An 18,062-nucleotide genomic window follows, 5' to 3' on the forward strand; every position below is an offset into this window, starting at 1 on the left:
AGGCGCGCGAGCGGTCGGCGGAAGCGGAGGCCAAGGCGACGCGGATGGTGAGCGAGGCGATCGCCAAGGGAGACGTGGCGTCGCTGAACTACTTCATCGCCGACAAATACATCAAGGCCTTCGGCCAGCTTGCCAACTCGCCGAACCAGAAGGTGGTGATGCTGCCGTTGGAGGCCACCAGCATGCTGGCCTCGCTGGGCGGCATCGGCGAGATCGCCAAGGCGACTTTCGGTGAGAGCGCGGCGTCGGCTGCCGCCGTACGGCGGAGCGCGGTGCCGAATGCGGGCTCGCCGGCCCAGACCGTCCCGCCGCAGGGATAGGATCAGGGAGCGTCTCTATGGCTGACATGTTTGCGTCACTCGGAACCTGGAACTGGCTCATCTTCGGTCTCATCCTGATGGGACTCGAATTGTTGACGCCGGGCGTGTTCCTGTTCTGGCTCGGCCTCGCCGCGTTCCTGGTCGGCGTGTTGTCATTCGCCCTCGATCCGGCGTGGCAGATGCAGCTCCTGATGTTCGCGGTGTTCGCCGTCGCGGCAGTGCCGCTGTGGCGGCGCCTGGCGCGGGCCAAGCCGGGAGCCGCCGATAGCCCGTTCCTCAACAAGCGCGCCGACGCGCTGGTCGGTCGCGTCTTCACCCTGGAAAAGCCGATCGTCGACGGGACCGGCACCGTGCGCATCGACGATACCGTCTGGCGCGTGACGGGACCGGACGCGCCGGCGGGCAGCCGGGTGAAGGTCGTGAAGGCTGACGGCGCGCGTCTGACTGTGGCGGCAGCGCAGTAATCCTGCCCGCGGCGATTATGCCACGCCGGCGCGCAGCAGGTCGTGCAGATGCACGATGCCGACAGGCTTTTTTTCGTCGGTCACGATCAGTGCGGTGATCTTCGACGAATTGAGGATTTCCAGCGTCTCGCCGGCCAGAAGGTCGCGTCCGATCGTCTTCGGATTCGGGGTCATGACATCGTCGACGCGCGCGGTCATCAGGTCCGGGCGCATGTGACGGCGCAGGTCGCCGTCGGTGACGATGCCGACGAGATGCCCCTGACCATCCACGATGCCGACGCAGCCGAAGCCCTTCGAGGTCATCTCGACCAGCGCCTCGGACATTTTGGTGCCGAGCGGCTTCAGCGGCACGGAGTCGCCGCTGTGCATGAGGTCGCGGGTGTATTTCAGCAGCGCACCGAGCTTGCCGCCCGGATGCAGCACGCTGAAGTCGACCGAGGTGAAGCCGCGGCCCTCCAGCAACGCGATGGCGAGCGCATCGCCGAGCGCAAGCTGCATCAGCGACGACGTCGTCGGCGCGAGATTATGCGGGCAGGCTTCGCGCGCCTTGGGCTGCACCAGCACGACATCGGCGGCCTTGCCGAGCGTGGACTCGCGGTCGGCGGTCATGGCGATCAAGGCGATACGAAAGCGCTTGGCGTAGGTGATGAGGTTTTTCATCTCCGGCTGCTCGCCGGACCACGACATCGCCAGAATGACGTCGTCGGCGGTGATCATGCCGAGGTCGCCGTGACTGGCTTCCGCGGCATGGACGAAAAAGGCCGGCGTGCCGGTCGAGGCGAAAGTCGCCGCGATCTTGCGGCCGATGTGGCCGGACTTGCCGAGACCGGTGACAATCAGCCGCCCTTTGGCGCTGCGGATCATGTCGGCAGCAGCGGCGAATGCAGGACCGAGATCGGAATTCAGGGCCGCGGCAAGCGCAGTCACGCCGCCGGCCTCCGCTTCGAACGTTCGCAACGCGGACTCGATCGCGGCCGTCGCCTGATCGGTCATGGCGGATGTTGCCTGTCGTGATTTGAGCGAAGTCATGCCTGGTTCCGCGATGAGACGGATGAGCGCGTCGGGATCTGCTTAGCATGCCAACGCGTAGGATGCGATGCAGCATTCCGCTCTCAACGGCCCATTAACCATAATTGTTTTAACTCCATTAACGATAGCCGCGCCTCACGGCGCGCCTTTGCAAGCATAAGTTCCTGCTGGAGTTTTTCGGGTCGTGACTTTGGGTCCAGCGACGGGCCGCCGCCAGCGCGCATCAACATGGCGCGCGGTTTTGGCTTGCCTTGTCCTCATCGGCCCCGGATGTCTGGCGACTGAGGCGCAAACGCTCACCCGCGATCTGATGAATCCGGCGCGCGGCGGCTTCTTTCAGCCGCAGGACTCTTATCTGCGCCGGGTCAGCGATGCCGGCACGGACGATGCCGCCCCTGACTCGTCGACAGCAGCAGCAGCGCCTTCACGCATCGGCCGGCTCCCCGATTACGGCGTATCCGCGGCAGTGGGTGCGGGCGACACCGGTTACGACTCGCTCAATCGCAAGCGCAAGAAGCCGCAGGCCTACCCTGGCGCGCCGAAACCGAAGCGGCCGCCGGGGCCGGGCAACTACGTCGCGGTTCCGCCGCCGCCGCCGTTGTCGGTGCCGCCGTCAGCGACCGCGAACAAACCTCCGGTCGCGCCGGCGATGGCGGGAAGCGTGGACGGACAACCCGCACGCCGCCGCCTGCGGCGTGACGACGATCCGTTCGGCGCCGTCGGCAATTATGTCGGCGGTTTCCTGGTCAAGTCGGCGGTGGAATTGTCCGGCGGCTACGATACCAATCCAGGCCGGTTCAACACGCCCAAAGGTTCGGCGTTCTATATGGTGTCGCCCGAATTTGTGGCCGCCTCCGACTGGGCGCGTCATTCCCTGCTCGTCGATCTGCGCGGCTCGTTTACGGGCTACGAGAGGTCGTTTCCGCCCGGTGTCGATAATGCCGGACAGCCTGTCGCATCGCCGGTGCCGACCAACGTGGATCGGCCGGATTTCACCGGAAAGGTCGATGGCCGTCTCGACGTGACGCACGATACCCGCCTCAATTCGGAGCTGCGGCTGCGGATCGGCACCGACAATCCCGGCAGCCCCAATATCCAGGCCGGTCTCGCGCGGTATCCGCTTTTTGCGACCACCGGCGGGACGGCCGGCATCGAGCACGACTTCAACCGCCTGCAAGTCTCGTTGAACGGGACCGTGGACCGCACGACGTATCAGGACTCGCGATTGACCGACGGCACATCGACGCCCAACGACGACCGCAACTTCAACCAGTACGGCGGCATCGCGCGCGTCAGCTACGATCTGCTGCCCGGGGTCAAGCCGTTCGCCGAGGTCGAAGCGGACACGCGCGTCCACGACACGCGGTTCGACCGCAGCGGTTTCCAGCGCGACTCCAGCGGTGGCTATGCCAAGGCCGGGACCAGCTTCGAATTCACGCGGCTGCTGATTGGCGAGGCCTCGATAGGCTATGCCGCGCGGAGCTACGCCGACCCGCGCCTCAACCAGTTGACCGGCCTGCTCACCAGCGCGTCGCTGGTGTGGTCGGCGACGCCGTTGACCACCGCGAAGTTCATCTCCGTCACCTCGGTGGATGAATCCACGCTCGCCGGCGTTTCCGGCGTGCTGACGCGCACCTATACCTTCGAGGTCGATCACGATTTCCGCCGCTGGCTGGGCGCGGTCGGCAGGTTCACCTACGGCACGCAGGATTATCAGGGTTCGACCCGCTCCGACGAGATCTACTCGATCTCCGGCGATCTCGTTTACAAGCTGACCCGCGAATTCCAGATCAAGGCCCAGGTGCGCCGCGATATTCTGAGTTCGAACATTCCCGGCGCGGGTTCGGCGTCGACCGTGGTGATGCTCGGCGTCCGGTTGCAGCGCTAGTGGAGTGAATTTGATATTCGCTACCCACTTTGCAGCGAACTTGTCAGGCGAATGTCAAATTCAAAACTCCACTAGAAACCTGATAGTTGCTAGTGGTCCTTTGATTCTAACATTTGCAGAAACTCCCTGCCGCAATGGGTGCAAATGTTAGAATCGGACCACTAGTATAGGCTGGCGTTGTGTTGGTGTCCGTCACGCCAGCCGCGACAACGCTTGGCGATGCTCGTGCATCAACAGAAACGCGCGATAGCGGCGGTCGAAGAAATCGCGCGATGCGGGAGCTGGCCAAACGGTGCGGCCGATCCGGGTCATCGCCGCCGCGGCTGCCGTGAGCGACGGATAGAGCCCGCAGCCGGCAGCGGCGGCACATGCGGTACCCGAAAGCACGCCGTCGGGTTGTTTTGGGAGGGATACCGAGACCCCGGCGGCATCGGCGTAAAGCTGGACCAGCAGCGGGCTCGCGGCATGGCCGCCGGTCAACCGGATCTGGTCGATCGCGTAGCCGGCGTCGTTCAGGGCATCGATGATATGTCGGGTTCCGAGCGCGATGCCGATCGCGGTCGCGAAATAAAGCCGGGTCAGTGAATCGGCGGAGGCATCGAGGCGCAGACCGTGGATCACGCCGACGGAATCGGGATCGGCGAGTGGGGAGCGGTTGCCGTGAAAATCCGGCAACACATGCAGGCCTTCGACGAACGCCAGGCCGCTCTCGGCCCGTGCGGCCTCGATCCGCACCGCCATTACAGCGTGGCGGTCCGCGCCGAGCGATTGTCCTTCGGCGTGAAGGTCGAGGATGTGATCGAGCAGCGAGCCGGTGGCGGACTGGCCGGCCTCGTTGAGCCAGTAGCCCGGCAGCATCGCGTCGTAATAGGGACCCCATATGCCGGGAATTTGCCTCGGATCGGGAGAGGCCGCCATGTGGCATGAGGAGGTGCCGGCGATCATGGCGAGCGTCTCGTTTAGCGCGGCGGCGTCGAGCCCGCCGAGGACGCCGATGCCGCCAGCATGCGCATCGATCGCGCCGACGCCGACGATGCAGTCGCGGGGCAGTCCAAGTTCGGCTGCGCTTTGGGCTGTCAGGGGGCCCGCGCTCGTTCCGATCGATTGCGTCGAGGCGGGAAGCGAGGCGCGATCCGGCAGGTCATCAAGGCCGATGCGCGACAGGAAATCGCTTTGCCAGCCCGGTTTCTCGTGGGCGAGATAAGTCCATTTGCACGTCACGGTGCAGGTGGAGACCGCGGCCCGTCCCGTCGCCTTCCATGTCAGGAAGTCGGTGAGGTCGAGCACAAGCCCGTAGCGACGCCACGCATCCGGACGATGCCGCTTCAGCCAGAGCAACTTGGGGATTTCCATTTCCGGCGACATCACATTGCCGACATGGTCCAGCACCCGATGGCGGGTAGCCGTAATCTCTTCGGCTTCGGCGGTGGCGCGATGGTCGGCCCACATGATGACGTTCCAGCGATCCTCGCCGGTTACCGAAACCGTGACCGGCCGGCCGGCGCGGTCAAGGGCGACGAGCGAGCAGGTGGCGTCGAAGGCGATGCCCTTGACCTCTCCCGCGGCGATGCGTCCGGTCGCAACGGCTTCGCGCACCGCCTGGCAGACCGCGGTCCAGATTTCGTCCGAACTGTGCTCGGCATGATTTGGCTGGGGATGCGCGGTCGAAAACGGAGCTTCGGCGCGCGCAAGCAGGACGCCGCGCTTGTCGAACACGCCGGCGCGCGCGCTGCTCGATCCGACGTCTACCGCGATCACAAGATCTTGCATGCGACCATCTACAGATGAAGGGCCGCGGTCGGTCAAGAACGTTATGACCGCGAGAGCTTATTTGAAGATCTCGCAGACCGTTGCGCGATCGTTTCGGCGCAGGCTGGCATTGCGGGCCGATACGAGACGCCACCACGCATCCAGCGATTCGCGGTCGCAGTGCAATTTGACGGTCATGCCGCTGGCGAACGTGATCCAGTCTGGAAAATGGTGGGTCGGCACCGCGATCACGACCGGAATGTCGGCACCGAGCGCGTGTGCGACCAGGTGGGCAAGGCCCTTGCCCTCACGCTCCTGCCGGCCGAAGCGGTTGACGATCAGGATGTCCGCGCCTTCGTCGAGGATCCTCGCAATCCGCTCGCCGACGCCCGTCAACTGTCCGAGGTCGAGCCGGCACCCCGCCGAATAGGTGCTTCTGTCCTGAAATAGTTGAAATTGCTCGCCGGTAGGCACGAGCGTCGCCGACAGGCTGGCGTCGGGACAGTAACGACCGAGTTGAACGATGCCCACGGCCCGGTGGCCGTTGGCGTTCAGACCCGAGGCGAACTCATGCAGGATCGCGTCCGGATCCTGACCTTCCGTATAAACCAGGGCGGCAAGGTCGCATTGGGCGTCGAACATGATTCGCCTCCTCAACATCGCGGCGAGCATTTCCTGACGGCTAAGCAGATTCCGCTTGGCCGGAAAATCGCGGGCCGGGCGTCCGCACCAACGTTATAGCTATATGTATATCACGTCCGGAAGGATCAGGCCAGAGCAGAGCGCTGCGGGCGGTCGACTGCTTCGGCTGAGCCTTGTCGGGCGCCCGACGTCACGGCGCTCCGGATCAACGAGCCCTGGTGTCTTTGTCTCGTTCCGCGCTTTTTTTTGGATGCCGGATGTCGTTACGCAGCGCCTCGAGTTCCTTGTGAACGGCGGTTGAGGCGTCGCGCTCGATCTTGCGATAGCGGGCGACCAGGGAGACCCCGAACGGCGTCAGGACCGCGCCGCCGCCATTCTTGCCGCCGGTCTGCCGCGCGACCGCGGCCTGCCGGCAGATGCGGTTTATTTCATCGACGAGATCCCAGGCGCGTTTGTAGGACATGTCCATGGCGCGTCCGGCGGCCGAAATCGAACCGCAAGCCTGTATGCTCTCGAGTAACTCGATTTTGCCCGGTCCAATCCGGCCTTTTGAGTCGAGATCGATCCGCAAGCTCAATGAGGGGATTGATTTGTTGGATGAAGCCTGCATGTCACGCCCGATAGTTCAATGGATATAGAAACTATACATCATTCCATGTTGAACGTCAGCTTTCGAATGATGCTATTAAGCGCGTTCGCCTTCGAGAAGAGCGGCGGTGATCGTCCACGATCACCTTGCCGTGTTGGAAACGATTCGCGCGCAACAGTGGCCCCGAGAGCGCGCTATGGCGCAGCGGAGCGTTCGGTTCCGGGCAAACCTGCTCCGGCCAAATCTTGTCCGGCCAAGTCTTGTCTGGCCAAATCTCGTGCAGCCAGGTCTTTTGCAGCCAGGTCTCGCGCGGCCAGATCTCGTCCAGCCAGATCTCGTCCAGCCAAGTCGCGAACCAGCGCTTCGATGCGGTCGAGATCCCGCACATGCAAATCCCGTTGAGGGTTCGGAAGGTTGATTCCCTCCTTGCGGAAGCGTTTGAGTATCTGGAGCCTGACCTCGTTGGCGGCGCCGCCGTCGATGCCGATATGCGCGACGTGAAAGAACACCGTGAACTCCAGGGCGTCGGCGCCGAAATTGCCGAGAACGGCAAACGGCTCGGGGGATTTCAGCGCGCGCGGGTGCTGGGCGACAATGTCGAGCAGGATTTCGATGACCTTGTCCGGATCGGCGTCATAGGAGGTGCTGACCGCTACCGACAGGCGGGCCGAATAGCTGCCATGCATCCAGTTGACGACCTGTCCGCTGATCAGGTCCGCATTCGGGACGATCACCGAGACGTTGTCGTAGGTCGCGATCTCGGTGGCGCGCACGTTGATGCGTTTCACGACGCCCATGCGGGCGCCGACCTCGATGCGATCGCCGACCTTGATCGGGCGCTCCACAAGAAGGATCAGGCCGGAAACGAAGTTGTTGATGATGGATTGCAGTCCGAAGCCGATACCGACCGACAGCGCGCCGGCGACGATGGCGACGTTTTGCAGGTTGAGGCCGACATAGGACAGCGCGATCAGGGTGGCCAGAATGACGCCGGCATAGCCCGCGCCGGTGCCGATCGAACTGCGAACGCCGACGTCGAGGCTGGTTTCCGGCAGGAAACGCTCCTCAAGCCAGCGCTTGAGCGCGCGCGTGGCCACGACACCGATGATAAAAACCGTAACCGCGCCGAGAATCACGGACGGCGCGATGGTGATATTGCCGATCTGGATGCTGAAGAACGCCGTGGACATCGACGTGGCGAGGTCGTCGGAACGGATTCCCCAGGTTGTGAGCACAACGAAGGCCGTCAACCCGATCAGCGCCAGTTGAACGAGGCCGCCGAGCACCGCGGCGATCTGCCGGACCGCACTGCTGCCCAGACCCGCGGTTTGCCGCAAGAAGCGGCCGACCGCGCCGTGAAACGCAAAAGTCGCATTGACGAGAACCGCGGCGAACCGGCTCAGCAGCACGAAGCTCATCAGCGCGGCGATCACCACCACCATTTCGATCGTGATAAACCGGCCCAAGGCGACATATCCCGCGAGCGGTCCGAGAATGGCGGCCGTGGCCATCACCCAGCCGACCGGAATCAACAGGCGCCACGCGGACTTGTTTACGGCGGTTGGCGGCGAGGGGGTGGTTTCGTCGTCGGCTTCGGTTGTGGCCGCAACGCGAAGCGCCCCCATGAAGAGCAGCGCCTTCGCAATGGCGATCATGCCCCGGCTTGCAATCGAAAGTTCGATCGGGGCTCTGATCGCGACGTTCACGGCGTCCACGACCACGCCGAACGCGATGACCATGGCAAGCAGGACTGCGTAGGAAATCAGGCCGTCGGCAGCGGCATTGTCCATTTCGATCAGACGCCAGGTCGGACGTCCCGGCGCCAGCACCGCGATCGTCAGGCGGACAAAGAAGAAGCCGAAGGTGATGCCGATGAACAAGGCGCGAACGATCGGACTTACATCGTCGGGCAGCACTCCGAGCATCATGAGCGCCTGATAGAGCACGAGCAGCGCGACGGCGGTGAGCGCGGTGTCAGCAAGCACGATGACGGCGGCGGAGCCGGTTTTCCGCAGCGGGCTCGGGCTGGCAATCTCGGGGTCGCGTTTGGTCCAGCGCGACCACCAGCGCCGGCCCGGCGACAGGAAGAACCCGAGCACCACGACGGCTGCGATTGCGAAGCCCGACGCCGCGCGAAGCGGCTGTGATGCCAGCACCCGACCCCATTTGGAGAGGAGATCGGTCAAGTGGCTGGCGGCAACCGGAACGGCGTTTGCGGCGGTGATCCAGAACGTGGGATTGAGCAGGCTTGCAGAGCGCTGCAGCACCGAATCGTTGAACATCGCGCGCCGCCGATCGGAAATCGCCTCGATCGTTTGCTGAGCCCGCACATTGATGAGCTTGGCCTGCTGAATGATGCCCTGCCGCGCGGCGACTTCAGCCAGCAGCTTGGCGCGCTCGAGTTTCACGTCGTCAGATGGGGGAGCGGTCGCATCGGGACTTGGCGCGAGTTCGGCCGCCCGTGCAGTCGCGGCTTCGAGCGGAGGCGTGATTTCCGAGATCAGGTCGCGCGCTTCACTTTGCGTGGCTGTGGTCCGGTTTCGCAGATTATTCAATACGGCATCGTCGATCACATGGGCGCCGAGAACCGTTTCGATCTGATCGAGCGTCTGCTTCCAGCCGTCGAGTTTCGACTGTGCTTGAGGAAACTGCGGTGCCGGTACCGATGGCAGATCTTCAGCGGGAGCCGCCGGCGGAGGCGCGGTTGCCGGGCTTGCCGGCTTGGCGGTGCCGGCGTTTCCGGGAGCCGGTGTTCCGGCGTGCAACGGCATCCACGATAGAAACACGATGAAGAAAATTGCCGCGCGGATGATCTTCATGGCTCTCTTGCCTATCGAAACAGTGCTGAAATTGACGATGCAGCCAACCGGAACGGAAGGCGAAGCCGGCCATGATGGTTGTTGTCCGGCTATGCGATGCGCGTGAGGCGCGCCATTTTGGTTTGGCGGTACGATAGGCAGAAATCCGCCTATTGTATGTATTTCAGTTCAGCCGCTGCTTGCTTGAATGACAGGGTCAACGGTGTCCCGTCAATGCTTGCATCCGCTCGTCATGCTTGGCGCGATCCGTTGGCGCGAATAGCCCAACCGAATTCCCAGCCTGTCCCCGTTGGGTTGACATGCCCGCGGGGGGCTCCGGCGCGGCCGCGCGGGTAGATGGCCTACATCTTCTTGATATCGTTGTATTTTATTTTGTGTTTCGCTTGAGTGATGAGCCTCACAGTTTCCCGGGCGCCGATGATCCAGGATGCGGCATCGACAATGGCCTCAGAGTCCACCGCAATCGAGGAGCCAAAGATGACCAGCGTTCGCACCGAGATCGTCCGTCAGATAGCCGCGACCCTGGCTGTCGCAGTCTTCTTCGTCATGCCGGCCAGCGCGAGCCATGCCTTCACGGCCGAAGCGCAACGTCAGTGCACCGGCGATGCGTTCCGCCTGTGCAGCTCCGAAATTCCGGATATCGGACGGATTACCGCCTGCATGGTCAAGAACCGCTCCAGCCTCAGTTCGGGCTGCCGCGTCGAACTCGACAAAGGTCTGGCTGCTGCGACATTGCACAAGGTCGCCGAGCAGTAAGCCTTCGCCGGTTGCCATCGGTTGGTGATCCCCGTCATACTCGCCTATGATCGGGCAAGTACCGCAAGGTCGTCCGTTGCGCAGCGGACAGTGAGGATAACCAGATGGCAGGTATCAGCCCGCCTGCGAATCCGTCGTCAGAACCGGATTACGGTGATAACTATGCCGCCATGATGGCGCGGGCACGGGCGCTCGTGCCGCAACTGCGCGAGCGGGCCGCAAGGACGGAAGAGCTGCGGCGGCTGCCACCGGAGACCGAGAAGGATTTTCATGCGGCCGGCCTGTTCAGGATTCTGCAGCCCAAGCGGGTCGGCGGCTCCGAATTCGACTACGTGGCGCTCGTCGACTTCGCCGAAGCGATCGCCATGGCCGACGCATCCGCGGCGTGGACGCTGGCGAACCTTGCGAGCCATCACTGGATGCTCGGCATGTTCGACAGCCGTGCGCAGGATGCCGTCTGGAGCAAGGATGCGACCGCATTGATCGCCTCCTCTTTCGTGTTTCCTTCCGGCCGCGCCAGGAAGGTCGACGGCGGCTACCGTTTGCAGGGCCACTGGCCGTTTTCGTCCGGTGTGGATTGCTGCGACTGGAACATGCTCGCGGGGCTCGTCTCATCCGATGATGAAGCCGACGGCATCGAATACAGGATTTTCCTGCTTCCCCGCCAAGACTACCGCGTCATCGATATGTGGAACGCCGCCGGCCTGAAAGGCACGGGCTCGAACGACGTCGCCGTCGAAGACGTTTTCGTCGAAGACTGGAAAACGCTCTCGGTCGCGGAGATTGCCGGCGGTCCCTCGCCCGGCAGCGCCGCCAATCCGAACTCCCTTTATGCGCTGCCGGTGTTTGCACTGTTTCCCTTCGTGCTGTCCGGGGTGGCGCTCGGTAACGCCCAGGGCTGCCTCGAAGACTACATCGAGGTCGCACGCCATCGCGCAACCACCTACAGTCGCGCCATGCTCGGCGACCTTCAATCCACGCAGATCAAGATTGCCGAAGCGTCAGCGAAGATCGACGCCGCGCGGCTCGTCATGCGCTCGATCTGCATCAAAGCGATGGTGGAGGCGAGGCGTGGGCATATTCCCGACATGGCGGTCAAGACCGGATGGCGGCGCGACGGGGCTTATGCGGTGAACCTGTGTACCGAGGCGGTGTCGCTGCTGGTTGCAGCGAGCGGGGCGCGGGGGTTGTCTGCGGGTTCTCCGCTGCAGCGGCAGTTCCGCGATGCGAACGCGATCAATTCCCACATCGCGTTCAGCTTCGATGCGGCGGGCACGGATTATGGCCGGGTTGCCCTTGGCCTGCCGTCAAAAAACCTGACGCTGTGAGGTCGTCTGATGACAGACGGTCCTGACTTCCCCGGCGCGCCGGATCCGGCCAATGAACTCGCGAGCGACCAGTCGTCGCTCGATCCGCGCGACTTCCGCAACGCGCTCGGCACCTATGCCACCGGCGTCACCATCATCACGGCCGCCGACCAGGCCGGACTCCCTTACGGGCTGACGTGCAACTCGTTCACGTCGGTCTCGCTGAACCCGCCGCTGGTGCTGTGGAGTCTGGTAGTTTATTCGCGGAACATGAGCGTCTTCCAGAACGCCAGCCATTTCGCCGTCAACGTGCTTGGCGCGTCGCAGCAGGAACTGGCCGTCAAATTTGCGATGCCGTCGAGCCGCAAGTTCGAAGGGGTCGCCTGGGCGCCAGGCCTCGGCGGCGCCCCGCTGCTGTCCGGCGGCGTTGCGAACTTTCAGTGTCGCACCGTCGATCGCTATTATGGCGGAGACCACGTCATCTTCCTCGGTGCCGTGGAGGCCTACAGCTACAACCGGGACGAATCGCTCTTGTTTGCCCGCGGCAAGTATGGCCGCTTCGTCGGCGAATGACGCTTTGCCGGTGAGGGTTCTCCAAAATCTGCCGGAATGAGAGCGCGATGACCGATCCGATCCTGATTGCTGGAATTCCCCTCGATTTCATTCTCTTCGGGTTCATTCTGCTCGGCATCGCGCTGTTTCATCGTCATACGCTTCCGATCGCGCTTGTCGGCCTCGTCGCCATCATCGGCTACAAAATCGGCTTCACCGGATTCAAGTCCGGCGCAGGGTGGAGCGGGTTCGGACGCCACATGGCGCACGAGTGGGTCACGCTGGCGAACCTGTTCCTGCTGCTGATGGGGTTTGCCATTCTGTCGCGACACTTCGAGGAAAGCCGGATACCGGACGAAATGCCGGCCGTGCTGCCCGATGACTGGAAAGGCGGCGTCCTCCTTCTCGTCATCGTTTTCGTGCTGTCGAGTTTTCTCGATAACATCGCCGGAGCGCTGATCGGGGGCACGGTCGCGCGTCACGTCTTTCGGGGGAAGGTCCATATCGGCTATCTCGTTGCGATCGTAGCGGCCTCCAACGCCGGCGGCTCCGGCAGCGTTGTCGGCGATACGACGACGACGATGATGTGGATCGACGGCGTCAGTCCGCTCAGCGTCGTGGAGGCCTATGTCGCGGCCGTGGTGGCGCTCGCGATCTTCGCGGTTCCGGCCGCGATCAAGCAGCATCGCTTTTCGCCGATCGTGAAGAAGCCGCCGAGCGGATCGCGCGTGGACGGCGCCCGGGTCTTCATCGTGGCAGCCATCCTGACCGCGGCATTGGTCGCAAACGTGACCGCGAACCTGAAATTTCCGGCACTGCTCGATACGCTTCCCGTGCTTGGGCTCGCAGTCTGGGCCGCGATTTTGCTGACCGCGTTCCTGCGCACGCCGGACTGGAGCATCATGCCCGAAACCTTCAAGGGCACGATCTTTCTTCTGGCGCTCGTGACCGCCGCCTCCGTGATGCCGGTCGAGACATTGCCGTCGGCGTCATGGCAAACGACGCTCGGCCTCGGCTTTGTGTCGTCGGTGTTCGACAACATCCCGCTCACCGCGCTGGCGCTCAAGCAGGGCGGCTATGACTGGGGATTTCTTGCTTACGCCGTCGGCTTTGGCGGCTCGATGGTCTGGTTCGGCTCCTCCGCCGGCGTGGCGCTGTCGAACATGTATCCGGAGGCGAAGTCGGTGGGCTCATGGCTCAGGCACGGCTGGCCCGTTGCGGTCGCCTACGTTGCCGGCTTCTTCGTGATGCTCGCCGTTATCGGCTGGCATCCCGATCAGCCGCATTGAATGCCAGTCTCAACTCAAACATGGACCGGGGAATGAACGCGGCCGGCATGTCCGAACACCCGCAGGTAGCGTTCGATCTCCGAGGGCTCGCCGGTCGCCTTCTCGGGATTGTCCGACAGTTTCACTGCGGGACGGCCGTTGACCGATGTCACCTTGCAGACGATCGAGATCGGGTCGAGGTCGGCGGTGCCGTCGGGCGAACATCCCACGAAGTCGTTGGTCAGGTTGGTGCCCCAGCCGAAACTCACCCGGACGCGTCCGGCAAAATGCCGCTGCGTTTCCTCAATCGAATCGGCGTCCATGCCGTCGGAAAACACCAGCAGTTTTTCCCGAGGATCGCGGCCCTTCTGCTCCCACCACCTGATGATCTCCTCGCCGGCCGGGATCGGCGGCAGGCTGTCCGGGCGGAAGCCGGTCCAGTCCGCCACCCACTCCGGCGCGTCGCGCAGGAAAGCCTTGGTGCCGAAGGCGTCGGGCAGGGCGACCAGCAGGTTGCCTCCATAGGTGTGCCGCCATTGGTCGAGGATGCGATAGGGCGCCCGGCGGAGCGCGTCGTCGTCATCGGCGAGCGCGGCCGCGACCATGGGCAGTTCATGCGCGTTGGTGCCAATGGCTTCGAGATCGTTGTCCATCGCCAGCAGAACATTCGACGTGCCGGTGAAGGCGGGCCCCAATGCTTCCTTGGCGGCTTCCACGCACCAGCGCTGCCAGAGAAAGCCATGACGCCGCCGCGTTCCGAAGTCCGACAGCCGCAGGTCGTCGAGCTTGCGCAATCGTTCGAGTTTGCCCCACAGCTTTGCCTTGGCGCGCGCATACAGCACATCGAGCGCGAACCGGCCCTGACCCCTGGTCACCTGGCGCGACCGCAACTCGTTGAGAATGGCGAGCGCCGGAATCTCCCACATCGTGGTGTGGGTCCATCGCCCATGGAAATGCAACTCGTACTGGCCATCGACTTTCCGCAATTCGTATTCAGGAAGCCGGAACGCCGCGAGCCAATTGATAAAGTCCGGCGTGAACATCTGGGTCTCGCCGTAGAACGTGTTGCCCGCGAGCCAGATCAGCTCCTTTTTACTGAAGGCGATGCTGCGGGCATGGTCGAGCTGCGCCCGCAGTTCACCTTCGTCGATGACCTCGGCAAGCCGGACGTGGCGGCTGCGATTAATGACGGAAAACGTGACATGCTCGTTCGGATAGAATTCCCGGATCATCTGCAGCATGAGCAGCTTGTAGAAATCGGTATCGAGCAGGCTGCGCACGATCGGATCGAGGCGGAAGCCGTGGTTATAGGTTCGCGTCGCGATATCCGTAACGGTCATGCCGCAAACTATAAGGCAGACGCGTGATCGCGAACAGGCCGGTCTGGTGTCGCGGCGGGTACGCGAAAGCTCAGACCCGGAAAGCTGGTCCGTCGACTATCCAGGTTTGCCGAGGCACCCCGTTGCACATCGGTCGTCGCTGAGGTGGCATCCGTTCCGGGCTCCGACTAAAGCCCGCCGCTCGGAACGAAACCGTATTCCGGAAGGCGGCGTTGCGCATCCGGAGACACCAGGTAGAGCGCGAAGCGATACGCAGCCTCCCTGTGGCCCGCATCCTTGATTGTCGTCAGTATCGTCAGGCCATAATTGATGGGCATCGCGAGCGGCGGAGGCACTTCGACCCGCGTCAGCGGCAAATCCGACGGCTTTTCAGGTCCGGCGCTGATTTTCGTATGCGAACTGCAGTAACCGATGAAGGCGTCGGCCTCGTGCCGTGTAAAGAAATAGTGCACCGCCGTTTCGCCAGCCGGCAACTTGGGACTTGCTGGACCTCCAACCAGTTGATGCGCGTTTCTGATGAGAGTGTCCTTCGCGCCGGCGCGAACGGTCTCCGCGCGATCGAAGAACTGCCAGGCATAGTCACCTCCGGGATCCGCGCCCGGCGTCGACGTGCCGATTTTTACTGACGGCTCAAGCAGCTTGTCGAGCAGAGTGGCTTGAGTGAGGCCAAGCTCCGCGCGGCCGGTCACGCAGAGTTGATTTCTGGCGAAGATGACAGGCCGCGTGCCGGCGCCTTCGAGGAAAAGTTGCTGCGGATGCTCCATGTTGGCGGACACGAAAATATCCGCGCCGCCTTCCTTGCGGATCCTGTTCAGCAGCAGTCCCGCCGGGCCGAATGTAAATTCAAACCTCTGGCCCGTCGTCCTGGCGTAATCCTCCGCAATTGCGGGGAGAATGCCTCGCGTGCTTCCGGCCGCGTAAACCCGCAGCGCCGGCGCCTGCTCCTCCGCTTCCGCCCGGCAGACCCATGAGCCGACGATCCATGAGCCGACGATCGTCGTCAGAGCGAGGACGCCTGCATATGTGACCGCGATCGTCCGGTTCTTCATAGCTCAACCTGCAACGAGGCGCGGAAAGTCCGCGGCGCGCCCAAAATGCCGGTCGCTGAACCTGTTGCGTTATACCCATTCTGAGCGGCCGGCGTCACGTTGGCCCAATAATGATCATCGGTGACATTGAAAGCATCGAACCTGAATGTGACCCGCTTGTCGGCAATGAGTTGAGCGTAACGCATGCCAAGATCGAGCACGGCATAGCCGGAAACGAATGACGTGTTCGCGTAATCCGTCGGCCGGTTCGTCGCGTAGGTGACGTTCCCGGTGAATGTCAGTCCTTGGACAGTGGGAACGTGATATTCGACCAGACAATTCGCCACGAATTGAGATAAGCCCAAAATGCGTTGGCCGTCAGTTTGCGGCGAGCCCGTATTGTAGAGCCGTGGGTCAATGAACGTCATCCCGCTGAATACCGTCCATTCATCGTTGATGGCGCCTGACGCCATCAGTTCAATTCCACGATTGATCTGCGTTCCTTTAACGGAAAAAACGTTATCCGTTCCGGTGTAAGCATAGGGCCGTTCGATTCTGTAGAGCGCGGCATTCAGGTTGAAACGCCCGAAATCGAATTTGACGCCAAGTTCATTTTGATTGCTTCGATACGGGGCCAGGGTCTGGCCCTGATTGGCGGTGCCAGCTGGTGCGCTATCGCCTTGCTGCAAACTATCGGCATAGGTGTAATAGGTCGTTATGTCTTTACGTGGCTTGAACATAATGCTGCCGAGCGGGCTCCATCCGGTAGCACTGGATGCGCTCGTGAGGCTGCCAACCGAATTGTAGTTGTGGGTATCGATCCAACTGTCGCTGATGGCGCCCAATACCGACCATTGGTCGTTGAAAGCAATGGTGTCACCCAAGGTAAGCGACTGCTGGAATGTGTTCACGGATCTGTAGCGGTTTTTGAAATCAGGAAAATTCGGCTCGGGATAGACCGACGGATTGTCGAGGCTGGCGCGTCCAGCGGTGATTGTTCCTCTCTGGAACGGCGTGTAGCGATCCCAGGAGAAACCATTGGTGGCGAGAACCAGATCGTGCTTGAGCGAACCCGTCTCGAAACGGCCGTTCAGAGCGGCTTGATTGCTGTTGACCGTATCTAGGCTATAGGTCGTTGTCGCCGCGGTGGTGACGTAATTTCCAGCGTTGTTCGTGATCGTATTTGTCGGAACGGTGGAGGCGCGATCGCTTGTATTGCGCGAGACGCCGGCGGAGAAGCTCCAGTTCTCGTTAAAATCGTGCTTGATGCGGCTACTCAAGAATGTTGTCGTATTGTCGTCTCCTCCCCACGGCTGGCCGTAACCAACCCTTGTCGGGTCGACCGCCGCCGGAAAGAGGACGCCCTTTGCAACGGCGAACGTTCCAGGAAATCCCTCCGTTTTGTAATGGTAGATGCTCGCATTCGTCTCGAGCACCGTGTCGGGACTGAAGTGGATATCGCCGCCGAAGCTGGCGAGTTGGCGCTTCAGCCGACTGTTGCGGACGTAGCTTTCGCCATCCTGATCGAGAAGGTTCAATCTATAGCCAAAACGATGCTCGGGATCGGCGAAGCCGCCGAGATCGGCATGCGCGAGCCACTGGCCCGTGGAAAGATAGCCTGCCGTCAAACGCTGCAATGGATCGACGGTCGGGCGCTTCATGACGTAATTGAAGGTTCCACCTGGTTGAGCCGGGCCAAACAACGCGCCGGCAATCCCGTTCAAGACGTCAATGCGTTGAAATTGCTCGATCGGATATTCAGTGGTCGCGGCGATATTCAGCCCGTCGATGCGCGTATTTTGCACAACGCTTGCCTGAACACCGCGAGTCTGCGGACGGACGTTCTCGCCCTGAACCGAAGGAATGAAGCGAAATGCCTCGCGCACGCTTTGGATCTGCTGATTTTCGGCGAAACCTTCTGAAATCGTATTGACTGAGAAAGGCGTATCAATCAGCGGCTTCTTGCCCAGGGGGCCGAGTTCTATGCGGTTGACCTTGTAATCAGGAGTCACGTCGGCAGTTTGCGACGCATCGCTCCGGACATCGATTGTCGGAAGCATTTCTTGAGCCGATGCGCTTCCACACAGCGCTACCAAAATCGACAATGAAGGAACTCTGCGAAGGCGGTAACGCCTGGAACGACGGTCAGACGACATCTGGTCTCCTTAGCGGCAAAGACTGATATATTCATATAAATATAACGATGGTGCTGCATAGGGTGAAAATGTCACAGTGTCAGACTCTGTGCTGAAGGCCGGTTGGTAAGTTCTCGAGGCCGTGTTCGCGGGAGGTGTTCCGCAGAGCCGACCCA

14 protein-coding genes and 1 pseudogene are annotated in these 18,062 nt (G+C 62.3%); 7 read left to right on the plus strand and 8 right to left on the minus strand.

The window, feature by feature from the left end; genetic code table 11:
• Positions 1 to 320 (plus strand): annotated as a pseudogene (locus BGO16_RS04630) (band-7 C-terminal domain-containing protein); the annotation flags it as partial.
• Between the two features lie 17 nt (positions 321 to 337).
• A complete protein-coding gene (locus tag BGO16_RS04635) occupies positions 338 to 784 on the plus strand; it encodes an NfeD family protein (protein WP_292617422.1) in 447 nt (148 codons plus the stop codon).
• A gap of 15 nt (positions 785 to 799) precedes the next feature.
• On the opposite strand, the gene BGO16_RS04640 is transcribed toward BGO16_RS04635, so the two are convergent.
• Positions 800 to 1,813 (minus strand): KpsF/GutQ family sugar-phosphate isomerase, encoded by a 1,014-nt coding sequence (locus tag BGO16_RS04640; protein ID WP_292617423.1) that lies wholly within the window; start codon positions 1,811 to 1,813, stop codon positions 800 to 802.
• Positions 1,814 to 1,997: 184 nt separating this feature from the next.
• On the opposite strand from BGO16_RS04640, the gene BGO16_RS04645 reads away from it, so the two are divergent.
• The gene (locus tag BGO16_RS04645) at positions 1,998 to 3,701 is read left to right on the plus strand and encodes an outer membrane beta-barrel protein (RefSeq protein WP_292617424.1); all 1,704 of its coding nucleotides are present in this window, start codon (positions 1,998 to 2,000) and stop codon (positions 3,699 to 3,701) included.
• A gap of 192 nt (positions 3,702 to 3,893) precedes the next feature.
• Here BGO16_RS04645 and BGO16_RS04650 read toward each other — a convergent pair whose 3' ends face one another.
• The 4 genes from BGO16_RS04650 to BGO16_RS04665 all read right to left on the minus strand — a co-directional run bounded on the left by BGO16_RS04650 (position 3,894) and on the right by BGO16_RS04665 (position 9,500).
• Positions 3,894 to 5,471 (minus strand): FGGY-family carbohydrate kinase, encoded by a 1,578-nt coding sequence (locus tag BGO16_RS04650; protein ID WP_292617425.1) that lies wholly within the window; start codon positions 5,469 to 5,471, stop codon positions 3,894 to 3,896.
• Between the two features lie 57 nt (positions 5,472 to 5,528).
• A complete protein-coding gene (locus tag BGO16_RS04655; protein ID WP_292617447.1) occupies positions 5,529 to 6,092 on the minus strand; it encodes a DUF2478 domain-containing protein in 564 nt (187 codons plus the stop codon).
• Between the two features lie 205 nt (positions 6,093 to 6,297).
• Positions 6,298 to 6,702, minus strand: coding sequence for a winged helix-turn-helix domain-containing protein (locus BGO16_RS04660; RefSeq protein WP_292617426.1), 405 nt, complete (start codon positions 6,700 to 6,702; stop codon positions 6,298 to 6,300).
• 173 nt (positions 6,703 to 6,875) lie between these two features.
• Positions 6,876 to 9,500 (minus strand): DUF3772 domain-containing protein, encoded by a 2,625-nt coding sequence (locus tag BGO16_RS04665; protein ID WP_292617427.1) that lies wholly within the window; start codon positions 9,498 to 9,500, stop codon positions 6,876 to 6,878.
• Positions 9,501 to 9,977: 477 nt separating this feature from the next.
• Here BGO16_RS04665 and BGO16_RS04670 point away from each other — a divergent pair, with 477 nt between their 5' ends.
• The 4 genes from BGO16_RS04670 to BGO16_RS04685 all read left to right on the plus strand — a co-directional run bounded on the left by BGO16_RS04670 (position 9,978) and on the right by BGO16_RS04685 (position 13,404).
• Positions 9,978 to 10,256, plus strand: coding sequence for a hypothetical protein (locus BGO16_RS04670; protein WP_292617428.1), 279 nt, complete (start codon positions 9,978 to 9,980; stop codon positions 10,254 to 10,256).
• Positions 10,257 to 10,360: 104 nt separating this feature from the next.
• Positions 10,361 to 11,584 (plus strand): acyl-CoA dehydrogenase family protein, encoded by a 1,224-nt coding sequence (locus BGO16_RS04675; protein WP_292617429.1) that lies wholly within the window; start codon positions 10,361 to 10,363, stop codon positions 11,582 to 11,584.
• 9 nt (positions 11,585 to 11,593) lie between these two features.
• Positions 11,594 to 12,136, plus strand: a complete 543-nt coding sequence (locus tag BGO16_RS04680) for a flavin reductase family protein (protein ID WP_292617430.1) — start codon at positions 11,594 to 11,596, stop codon at positions 12,134 to 12,136.
• 47 nt (positions 12,137 to 12,183) lie between these two features.
• Positions 12,184 to 13,404: an SLC13 family permease gene (locus tag BGO16_RS04685; RefSeq protein WP_292617431.1), complete on the plus strand. Its 1,221-nt coding sequence runs from the start codon at positions 12,184 to 12,186 to the stop codon at positions 13,402 to 13,404.
• 14 nt (positions 13,405 to 13,418) lie between these two features.
• Here the strand turns inward: BGO16_RS04685 and pncB are convergent, their stop codons facing one another.
• The 3 genes from pncB to BGO16_RS04700 form a co-directional block, all read right to left on the minus strand.
• Positions 13,419 to 14,723 carry a nicotinate phosphoribosyltransferase gene (gene pncB, locus BGO16_RS04690; protein WP_292617432.1) on the minus strand — a complete coding sequence of 435 codons (1,305 nt, stop codon included), beginning with the start codon at positions 14,721 to 14,723 and terminating at the stop codon, positions 13,419 to 13,421.
• 167 nt (positions 14,724 to 14,890) lie between these two features.
• Positions 14,891 to 15,772: a substrate-binding domain-containing protein gene (locus tag BGO16_RS04695; protein WP_292617433.1), complete on the minus strand. Its 882-nt coding sequence runs from the start codon at positions 15,770 to 15,772 to the stop codon at positions 14,891 to 14,893.
• Positions 15,769 to 17,811 carry a TonB-dependent siderophore receptor gene (locus tag BGO16_RS04700; RefSeq protein WP_292617434.1) on the minus strand — a complete coding sequence of 681 codons (2,043 nt, stop codon included), beginning with the start codon at positions 17,809 to 17,811 and terminating at the stop codon, positions 15,769 to 15,771. Before BGO16_RS04700 ends, BGO16_RS04695 begins: the two co-directional genes overlap by 4 nt.
• Between the last annotated feature and the right edge of the window lie 251 nt (positions 17,812 to 18,062).

Source organism: Nitrobacter sp. 62-23 (assembly GCF_001897285.1).
GTDB lineage: Bacteria > Pseudomonadota > Alphaproteobacteria > Rhizobiales > Xanthobacteraceae > Nitrobacter.

Coding starts and splice junctions, on each gene's coding strand:
- BGO16_RS04635 (WP_292617422.1), top strand. CDS start 338: ATGGCTGACATGTTTGCGTCACTCGGAACCTGGAACTGGCTCATCTTC.
- BGO16_RS04640 (WP_292617423.1), bottom strand. CDS start 1,813: ATGACTTCGCTCAAATCACGACAGGCAACATCCGCCATGACCGATCAG.
- BGO16_RS04650 (WP_292617425.1), bottom strand. CDS start 5,471: ATGCAAGATCTTGTGATCGCGGTAGACGTCGGATCGAGCAGCGCGCGC.
- BGO16_RS04655 (WP_292617447.1), bottom strand. CDS start 6,092: ATGTTCGACGCCCAATGCGACCTTGCCGCCCTGGTTTATACGGAAGGT.
- BGO16_RS04660 (WP_292617426.1), bottom strand. CDS start 6,702: ATGCAGGCTTCATCCAACAAATCAATCCCCTCATTGAGCTTGCGGATC.
- BGO16_RS04665 (WP_292617427.1), bottom strand. CDS start 9,500: ATGAAGATCATCCGCGCGGCAATTTTCTTCATCGTGTTTCTATCGTGG.
- BGO16_RS04670 (WP_292617428.1), top strand. CDS start 9,978: ATGACCAGCGTTCGCACCGAGATCGTCCGTCAGATAGCCGCGACCCTG.
- BGO16_RS04675 (WP_292617429.1), top strand. CDS start 10,361: ATGGCAGGTATCAGCCCGCCTGCGAATCCGTCGTCAGAACCGGATTAC.
- BGO16_RS04680 (WP_292617430.1), top strand. CDS start 11,594: ATGACAGACGGTCCTGACTTCCCCGGCGCGCCGGATCCGGCCAATGAA.
- BGO16_RS04685 (WP_292617431.1), top strand. CDS start 12,184: ATGACCGATCCGATCCTGATTGCTGGAATTCCCCTCGATTTCATTCTC.
- pncB (WP_292617432.1), bottom strand. CDS start 14,723: ATGACCGTTACGGATATCGCGACGCGAACCTATAACCACGGCTTCCGC.
- BGO16_RS04695 (WP_292617433.1), bottom strand. CDS start 15,772: ATGAAGAACCGGACGATCGCGGTCACATATGCAGGCGTCCTCGCTCTG.
- BGO16_RS04700 (WP_292617434.1), bottom strand. CDS start 17,811: ATGCTTCCGACAATCGATGTCCGGAGCGATGCGTCGCAAACTGCCGAC.